At 31.1% G+C, this 8,062-nt stretch carries 9 protein-coding genes; 2 read left to right on the top strand and 7 right to left on the bottom strand.

Translation table 11 applies throughout. The annotated features are described in order from the left end of the window. Positions 1-6: 6 nt before the first annotated feature. The 4 genes from HMPREF2706_RS01685 to HMPREF2706_RS01670 all read right to left on the bottom strand — a co-directional run bounded on the left by HMPREF2706_RS01685 (position 7) and on the right by HMPREF2706_RS01670 (position 4,974). Entirely contained in the window at positions 7-1,611 is a 1,605-nt protein-coding gene (locus tag HMPREF2706_RS01685; protein WP_019236163.1) for an L-lactate permease, read from the bottom strand. Between the two features lie 34 nt (positions 1,612-1,645). Further along, positions 1,646-2,350 carry an acetolactate decarboxylase gene (budA, locus tag HMPREF2706_RS01680; protein ID WP_049426974.1) on the bottom strand — a complete coding sequence of 235 codons (705 nt, stop codon included), beginning with the start codon at positions 2,348-2,350 and terminating at the stop codon, positions 1,646-1,648. A gap of 33 nt (positions 2,351-2,383) precedes the next feature. Continuing rightward, entirely contained in the window at positions 2,384-4,048 is a 1,665-nt protein-coding gene (alsS, locus tag HMPREF2706_RS01675) for an acetolactate synthase AlsS (protein WP_049426976.1), read from the bottom strand. 725 nt (positions 4,049-4,773) lie between these two features. Further along, positions 4,774-4,974 carry a cold-shock protein gene (locus tag HMPREF2706_RS01670; RefSeq protein ID WP_049426977.1) on the bottom strand — a complete coding sequence of 67 codons (201 nt, stop codon included), beginning with the start codon at positions 4,972-4,974 and terminating at the stop codon, positions 4,774-4,776. 393 nt (positions 4,975-5,367) lie between these two features. Here HMPREF2706_RS01670 and HMPREF2706_RS01665 point away from each other — a divergent pair, with 393 nt between their 5' ends. Then, entirely contained in the window at positions 5,368-5,985 is a 618-nt protein-coding gene (locus tag HMPREF2706_RS01665) for a CadD family cadmium resistance transporter (protein WP_002440820.1), read from the top strand. 17 nt (positions 5,986-6,002) lie between these two features. Beyond that, complete coding sequence (locus HMPREF2706_RS01660) at positions 6,003-6,350, top strand: ArsR/SmtB family transcription factor (protein ID WP_049426979.1); 348 nt, start codon at positions 6,003-6,005, stop codon at positions 6,348-6,350. Between the two features lie 212 nt (positions 6,351-6,562). On the opposite strand, the gene HMPREF2706_RS01655 is transcribed toward HMPREF2706_RS01660, so the two are convergent. The 3 genes from HMPREF2706_RS01655 to HMPREF2706_RS11995 form a co-directional block, all read right to left on the bottom strand. Next, on the bottom strand, positions 6,563-7,171 hold the full coding sequence (locus tag HMPREF2706_RS01655) for a recombinase family protein (RefSeq protein WP_070862155.1): 609 nt from the start codon (positions 7,169-7,171) through the stop codon (positions 6,563-6,565). Positions 7,172-7,276: 105 nt separating this feature from the next. Next, entirely contained in the window at positions 7,277-7,837 is a 561-nt protein-coding gene (locus HMPREF2706_RS01650) for a hypothetical protein (RefSeq protein ID WP_049426984.1), read from the bottom strand. A 140-nt stretch (positions 7,838-7,977) separates the two neighbouring features. Next, positions 7,978-8,062: type I toxin-antitoxin system Fst family toxin (locus HMPREF2706_RS11995; protein WP_141738041.1), on the bottom strand; the 85-nt coding region annotated here is incomplete at its 5' end.

The following is an 8,062-nucleotide window of genomic DNA, read 5'->3' as shown; positions in this document are numbered from 1 at the left end:
TTCTACTTAGCTTATTAATAAGCTAAGTAGAAATGTCCAGATGCATACAAATACTAATAATCCTATACTAAAACGCATTGTCATTTTCATTAATTGTGATTCATTTCCTACTTCATTAACTGCAGCAGTAGCTATAGCTATAGATTGAGGTGATACAATTTTAGCCGTAACACCACCAGCAACGTTAGCTGCCACAAGTAAGGACCCTTTAGCACCAATTTGTCCAGCAACAGAGGCTTGTATTGGAGCAAACAATGCATTGTTATTTACAACTGATCCAGTCATAAATACACCTATCCAACCTAAAACTGGTGATAATAGTGGAAATATAGATCCAGCTTTAGCAATACCTTGGCCCATAGCACTACTTAATCCGCCATAAGTCGTTACTTTAGATACAGCTAGGATAAAACATATTGTTAATACAGAAATCCATAGTTCTTTCACTGTTAATCCTAATAGTTTCCCAGCAATTTTAAAATTCATGTTATTTGCAATAATAATTGTCAAAATGGCTGTAATTAATATGGCTGTACCGGTTTGTGCAATAAAATTAAAAGTGAGTACGTTTGGTGTGTGGGTTACATCATTCATCGTACCAGGTACATTAAATTTAACTACAAACGCGTTTAATAACCCATTCTTTTCAAATAATCCTTTAAAGAATGACGAACTCCATATAAGTACAATAACAGTCAAAATGATAAAAGGGCTCCATGCATAAACAATTTTTTGGAATGAATGTTTAGTTACATGTTTAGGTTCTTCATCTTTTTGTAATCTAAATATATTTTGGGGTTGAAACTTACTAGAGAATAATGCAAGTGCAACCATAGCTGCTAATCCAGGTATTATATCTGCAAGTTCAGGACCTGCAAATGATGTCATAATGACTTGTAAAAGCGTATAAGTTACAGAAACAACTAAAATCGATGGTAACGTCTCTTTAATACCTTTGAGCCCATCAATCATAAATATTAATAAGAAAGGCACAAAGAAGCTAATAAATCCTAACGTTAAATTACCAATGAGTGCTACCTCTGTAGCAGAAACATCACCTGATAAATTTAACGTATCAACAATAGCTACTGGAATTCCTACTGCACCGTAAGCCCCAGCGGCGGCATTACCCACTAAACAATACATAGCTGCTTCTAAAGGTTTAAATCCAAGTTGCGTAAGTAATACAGCGCATATAGCAATTGGTACACCAAATCCGGCTGCACCTTCTAAAAACGCATTAAATACAAAACCAATCAATAATAATTGAATCCGTTGATCTTGTGAAATACTCGCTATACTATCTTTGACAATATCAAATTGACCACTTTCGGTAGAAATTTTATACAACCATACGGCCATAATAACTATAAAACCGATAGGAATAATTCCTTGATAGAAGCCTTCAAATGTAGCTCCTCCAGCAATTCTTAATGGTAATTTAAAAACTAATAATGCTACTAATATTGTTATAATCAAAGTTGTTAATGCAGCATAAACACCCTTCATTTTAAATACTGTTAAACACAGTAAGAAAAGAATGATTGGTATAGCAGCAACAATTGAAGATAACAACAAATTATGAAATGGATCAAATGAATGCACTAACATAACATTTTATACTCCTCTTTTAATTTTTAAGATACTATTCTGCTTCTCTAATTTCCTCCGCAATGTCTTTATAATCAATGTCTGTATTGGTAAAGGTTTCATCATTGATTGGGAAATGTTGTTCGAATGTTTCGAAGTTCTGAATTTCAACTCTAACATCTTCAACTTCAAAGTCCAGTACATGTCCACCAAAGTTACGTTCATCATTAGCAAAGTGTATATGGAATCCAGAAGACCCAATGCCATGGAATAGTTCTGGTGTGAAGAAACCAACAACAGTACCTTTAACATAAGTTTCAGTTTGTTCAGGTTGTCTACGTGCAGAATCAATTAATCGTGTATATGGTGGCTCTTGTCCAGGCATCATACGCACATGCATATTTTTGAACTTTCCAGAAATTTTAACTGCTGAAAATAAATTTTCACTCAACATGTTTTTTTTAATTTCTTCAAAAACGTCTTCAGATGATTTATCTTTAGTTTGGTATGTTGTATCTGCCGTAAATTTTGTTACTGTTGCATAAGGTGTTAATTCATCACCTTTTAATTCAACAAATTCTTTATATTCATTAGCGTGATAAGCTTTTCCATCTACAAATATCACTTCTCCATTAGAACCAGTTAAAGTCGCGATACCTAAATCTCCGTGTTCTAATATTTCGCTAATTGATGCAGTTCCTTTTAATAATCCTGCCATCAATGTCCCTAAAGTACCATGTTGATATAAGACGTTAGTCATAAAAATTCCCACTCCTTAATTACTATTTGAATATTAATTAAATGCATCAGGCAACATATTAGTTGAAAGTTTTACATTATCTTTATAATTTACAGGTATATCAATTACTACAGGACCTTCAATTTCATACCCTTTTTTAATTGCATCTTCTAATTCTTTTTGATTTGTAACACGCAATCCTTTTGCTCCAAATGACTCCGCATATTTTACAAAATCGACTGAACCAAAATCGACACCTGCTGAACGTTCATATTTCATTTCTTCTTGGAATTCCACCATATTATACTTACCATCATTCCAAATTAATTGAATGATATTTAAATTTTTACGAACTGCTGTTTCTAAGTCTTGTGATGAGAATAAGAAACCTCCATCACCAGCCACTGAGACAACTTGTGTATTTGGTCGTACGAGTGCTGCTGAAATCGCCCATGGCAATGCAACGCCTAATGTTTGCATACCATTACTAAATAGTAAATGTCTTGGGTTATAACTTCTGAATTTACGAGCTAACCAAATATAATGACTACCTACGTCTACTGTAACTGTAGTGTCATCGGTTAACACATTTTGCATGGAATCAATGATTTCAACTGGATGTAATACACCATCTTCATGTGTCGCTTTAATACCTGTTTGTTCAGTAATGTATGCTCTCAGCTCTTCTAGTTCATCTAAATGCTGTTGATTAATGAAAGGATCAGTTACTTTGTCAGAAATCATTTCAATTGTTCCAGCAATATTACCTATTAACTCTTTAATTGGTTGCATATGATTTGTAATTTCAGCTTGAACTTCATCAATGTTGATCACTTTTGTATCTAATTCTTTATTCCAATTACTTGCTTCGTATTCAATTGGATCATAACCTATTGTGACAACTAAATCGCTTTTACGTAGTAATTCATCACCCACTTGGTTACGGAACAATCCGACACGGCCAAAGAAATGACTTTCTAATTCACGACTAATGACACCTGCGCCTTGGAATGTTTCTACAACTGGTAAATTAGTTTTTCTAACTAATTTACGAATAGCATTTGTTTCATCAGAACTTGAGCTTCTCATACCCACAAGTAATACTGGGAATGATGCATCTTTTATTAAATCTATCACATCATCAATACCTTGTTCACTAGGAACACCTAGATCAGGTCTTTGAGTACGCGCTATTGCTTTTGATTCAACTGGTGATGAAACCACATCTTGGGGAATACTAACAAAACTCGCTCCATTTTTGCCTGATGTTGCTGTTCTCATTGCGTTAGTCAACACTTCTGATAAGGACTCAGGATCTTGCACTTCTTCACTATATTTAGTTGATGATTTTAATAAAGCTGCATTATCAATACTTTGGTGTGTCAAACGCAATAAATCGTTACGTTTCACTTGTCCTCCTAAAGCTAATACGGGATCTCCTTCAGATGTTGCTGTTAATAGTCCGGTCGTTAAGTTACTGACACCTGGACCACTCGTTACAAGTGCGACACCTGGTTTACCAGTTAGTCGTCCTATACCTTGGGCCATCATTGCTGCGTTTTGCTCGTGACGCGTAACAATAAGTTCAGGTCCATCGTCTTCAAGTGCGTTAAATAAATAGTCAATTTTTGCACCTGGAATACCAAATATATATTCCACACCATTATTTTTTAGAGTATCAATAACTATGTTAGCTGCATTATAATTTTTATTAGTCATTTACATTCATTTCCTTTCAAGTTTTACATTACATGTCTATATCTACTAGTTTTATACATATTCAATGAAATACATGTAATTTGTTTGTGTCTACATTATAACCCCATTTCAAACATGAATAAAAATACTTATTGACGATACTAAACATTCTTTTATTTCATATTTTCATTACTATTAATAAATTATAAGGGCTCATTATACTGATACGATAATCTTTTTGATATCAGAAAGCTATGAAAATATGTCTAATTTAAAGTTATCAATGCAACACTTAAAAATATTCAAAAATAAAGTCATGTAAATGAATCATCAATCTGACTTTTAAAATAAGAAAAACTTCTTAATGTATACGTCGTAAAAAAGCTGTCTAAATACAAAGACGACTTTTAAAACTTCATTATGTTTGAAAGGTATTAGATAAAGGAAATATTATTAAAAAGCAAAGAATGATAAAAAATTATTAGGTCACATTAGATTTATCTATACTATTTAATTATAAATTGATTGTTTTTGCATTTATTTGTATTTATATTACATTATTTTTCACTTTGCAACAGAACCTTTTAGATAATGAATTATAACCAAGTGGTCCTACTTTATATTCTTCTATTATTTGAAGTTTAAAGTCTAAATTGTATTTTTTATTCATAAATAAACACCCCTAAAGTTGAATTTTTTGGGTTCAACTTTAGGGGTGCAGTACACATTGACTGGGTTTTTTATATTTAGATTACAACAACATTAGTTGCTTGTTCGCCACGTTGACCGTCAACAATGTCGAAATCTACGTTTTGACCATCTTCTAAAGATTTATAACCTTCACCAGCAATGCCAGAGAAGTGAACGAAAACATCGTTGCCATTTTCTCTTTCGATAAAACCAAAACCTTTTTCTGAATTAAACCATTTTACTGTACCGTTATTCATATAGAATACCTCCGAGTGCTTTTGCACATAATATTTGTAACAACTTCATTTATAAAAAAGAGGATATTCTAAAAAAAATACACTACAATTAAATTCACGAGCTTTATTACGTTAGATTAAGTATACGCTTATTTCTTTGTTAAGTACAGCTTTAATTTTAATAGCACGCATTTATGCCGAGAAAATTTATTGATCAATGAGAAGAACCCTTAACTAAACTTGAAGACGAATGTCGGCATAGCGTGAGCTATTAAGCCGACCATTCGACAAGTTTTGGGTTTGTTAAGGGTTCAGAGGCTCGTTGTCAATAAAGCAATTGGAATAAAGCATCTATGATTATTTGAAAACATAAGTTATAATACATTCAAAAATATTTTTGAATGAGGTGTAATTATGATTCAGACTATTGTAACTGCTGCTATTCTTTATATTGCGACAGCAGTAGATTTATTAGTGATTTTATTAATATTTTTTGCTAGAGCAAAGACTAGGAAAGAATATCGAGATATTTATATTGGTCAATATGTAGGATCTGTGGCATTGATTGTCGTAAGTTTATTCTTTGCCTTTGTCTTAAATTATGTTCCTGAAAAATGGATATTAGGATTATTAGGGTTAATACCGATTTATTTAGGAATTAAAGTAGCTATTTATGATGATTGTGAAGGAGAAAAGAGAGCTAAAAAAGAATTGAATGAAAAAGGATTGTCTAAATTAGTTGGTACGGTTGCAATTGTTACGATAGCAAGTTGTGGTGCTGATAATATTGGTTTATTTGTTCCGTATTTTGTGACATTAAGTGTTACTAATTTATTAATTACTCTGTTTGTCTTTTTAATTTTAATTTTCTTCTTGGTATTTACTGCACAAAAATTAGCTAATATTCCAGGAGTTGGAGAAATTGTTGAGAAATTTAGTCGTTGGATTATGGCTGTTATTTATATAGCTTTAGGTTTATTTATTATTATTGAAAATGACACTATTCAAACAATTTTAGGATTTATATTTTAATTTAGGTGTGATTTTATATGAGTTATGAAAATGCTTGTGATGTGATCTGTGTACATGAAGATAAAGTTAACAATGCTTTAAGTTTTTTAGAAGATGATAAATCTAAGAAATTACTTAAAATTTTAGAAAAAATTTGTGATGAGAAAAAATTGAAAATCATATTATCTTTGATTAAAGAAGATGAGTTGTGTGTTTGTGATATTTCTTTGATATTGAAAATGAGTATTGCTTCAACTTCACATCATTTAAGACTTTTATATAAAAATGAGGTGCTTGATTTTTATAAAGATGGAAAGATGGCATATTATTTTATTAAAGACGATGAAATAAGAGAGTTTTTCTCTAAAAATCAGAAGGGTTTTTGAAACGAGTTTCTTCTTGTCTTGATACTATATAGAAATAACTCGATTTTTGAATTAAGGCTTTAAGCCTTGTCAATAAAGGTCTCAATCGAATTTTTATAAAAGAGAGCTTATTTGCTCTCTTTTTTGTTTTATTATTAAAATACTATAATAGATTATTATCATTCGTTTTGGAACGCTGTGAGAAGCTTTCATTTGCTTTGAAACAAAGTTTATTAAACCAAATCATTATCGTGTTTAATTCTGTAAATCGTCTGCCTTGTTATATTCACTTCTTTCGCAATCTTACTGATAGCTGTGCCTTCCTTCAACATTTCTACAACTCTATGATAAATAATACGTTTTTGAGGATCTTTTGCATTAGATGAATAAAGTAACGGACGCCCTTTATATACACCTTTTTCTTTCGCAACTTGAATACCTTGTGCTTGTCTACGTTTACTTTCATTTCGTTCTTGTTCTGAAACCATTGCTAATATTTGGATGATTAAGTCTTTCATAAACTTATCTAATAAAGGATTGCCAATGACTTCATTCATCATAGGTAAACTAGTAATCATCAATTGGACTTCTTTATCTTTTAAATAATTAACTGTGTTAATCACCTCATCATAATTACGACCTAAACGATCAATTGATTCTACTACAAACCGATCCCCCATTCTCACAAAGTTAAGTGCTTCTTGAAATACGGGTCTATTTTCTACTGACTTTCCCGATTGTTTCTCTGTAAATATTTTCTCTACGCCAAATGTTTTCAAATTATCTAGCTGTCTCTCTAAATTCTGATCTATCGAAGATACTCTTGCATAACCTATAATCATTCATTTTCACTCCATAATTAATATATACCCTAATCATACGTTTAAGTTACTATAAATTCAATAACTTTACTTGTATGATTAGGGTGTACCCAAAATATTCATTTTTTAAAATTTTTGATTATACAATAATTTCTCAATTGCAGCAAATGCGGCAGTAAATGTAAAAATAACGATATATTGAGACAAATTTTTTGAATGTACCATTCCATTAATTGCTGTTAATAATAGTGTTATTATAGTTAAGATCTCTACATTAAAGTTTAAAAGCCTCATATTGTAACTTAAAGTGTTTTTCATAAAAACAGCATGTAGCTTTATTTTCAACCAACATACTCCTATTATACTGAGAATTTCAACGATGAGCATAAACACTATTAATATATAGTATTTATTATAAGTTATATTACTCATTGATTCTCCTTCAATAATGAAAGCAATTGTTACTGGCACACATAATATAAAACTAAAAATCGTTAATATTAAACATAGATAAAATACTATTGATCCAAAAAGATTAAAAAATAGTATTTTCCATTCTAACTGATTAAATCCCTGTTTATATATAGAAACATTCTTTAGTTCTTTACATATATATAACACACTTAAATATGTAATTATTATAGAGATTACGCTGAAAGTAATACTGATAAGTATAGCTTCTAACATTTTCTCCTCCACATTATATAATTTTGCATTCCTCTACTAACCAGTGTTATAATATGATTAACAAGAATTCTAGCATGAATACACCAATCCCCTCACTATTGCCGTAGTGAGGGGATTTTTTTAGGTGTGACTATAGTCGCCTATTTATCGTTGCGATTACGTAGCCAATGCGTAAATAACGCAACAATACAACCACTGATGACTGTGGTCGTGATGTGAACAAGA

Origin of the sequence: Staphylococcus sp. HMSC067F07, assembly GCF_001837405.1 — a bacterium.
GTDB lineage: Bacteria > Bacillota > Bacilli > Staphylococcales > Staphylococcaceae > Staphylococcus > Staphylococcus capitis.
This window is presented reverse-complemented; position numbering and strand designations above follow the sequence as displayed.

Bases quoted from the DNA above. Each gene is read 5' to 3' on its own strand.
- HMPREF2706_RS01670 (WP_049426977.1), bottom strand. From the start codon at position 4,974: ATGAATAACGGTACAGTAAAATGGTTTAATTCAGAAAAAGGTTTTGGT.
- alsS (WP_049426976.1), bottom strand. From the start codon at position 4,048: ATGACTAATAAAAATTATAATGCAGCTAACATAGTTATTGATACTCTA.
- HMPREF2706_RS01685 (WP_019236163.1), bottom strand. From the start codon at position 1,611: ATGTTAGTGCATTCATTTGATCCATTTCATAATTTGTTGTTATCTTCA.
- budA (WP_049426974.1), bottom strand. From the start codon at position 2,350: ATGACTAACGTCTTATATCAACATGGTACTTTAGGGACATTGATGGCA.
- HMPREF2706_RS01665 (WP_002440820.1), top strand. From the start codon at position 5,368: ATGATTCAGACTATTGTAACTGCTGCTATTCTTTATATTGCGACAGCA.
- HMPREF2706_RS01650 (WP_049426984.1), bottom strand. From the start codon at position 7,837: ATGTTAGAAGCTATACTTATCAGTATTACTTTCAGCGTAATCTCTATA.
- HMPREF2706_RS01660 (WP_049426979.1), top strand. From the start codon at position 6,003: ATGAGTTATGAAAATGCTTGTGATGTGATCTGTGTACATGAAGATAAA.
- HMPREF2706_RS01655 (WP_070862155.1), bottom strand. From the start codon at position 7,171: ATGATTATAGGTTATGCAAGAGTATCTTCGATAGATCAGAATTTAGAG.